Annotated in this window: 1 protein-coding gene; it reads right to left on the bottom strand. The window is 53.5% G+C overall.

From position 1 onward, the window contains the following. Window positions 1–428 (bottom strand): NAD(P)-dependent oxidoreductase (locus EXE42_RS17015; protein WP_137707064.1); only part of this gene is annotated, 428 nt, incomplete at both ends.

Below are 428 nucleotides of genomic sequence, written 5' to 3'. Positions count from 1 at the left end.
AGTCTTCTTTCATCGTTCCGTATTCCGTCGCACCCACATTGAACTCGTCATTCACCTCGCTCTCGTCCAACGTGAACATCATCTCGATTGCCCGAACGAGATCGTGAACGTGGAGTAATTGATACTTGTTGTTTCCCCACCCGACCATCGGGATGTTCGCCCCACCCTCGATCCAGTCGAACAGGACCTGAAACACGCCAAGCCGCTGTGGTCCGATGAACGTCTTTGGTCGAATAATCGGGACGCACATCCCCATCCGACGGAAGTCTCGACAGATGTTTTCGGCTTCGATCTTTGCGTCTCCGTATGGACCGACACCGTCTAACGGCGATTCCTCGGTAATTGGATGCGTATCATGAGTGCCGTAGACGGCTGTGGACGAAATATAGACCACTCGTTCAACGCCGTGCTCTTTCGCGGCCCACAAT

The organism is Halorubrum sp. SP3 (genome assembly GCF_005435195.1).
Lineage (GTDB): Archaea > Halobacteriota > Halobacteria > Halobacteriales > Haloferacaceae > Halorubrum > Halorubrum sodomense.
This window is presented reverse-complemented; position numbering and strand designations above follow the sequence as displayed.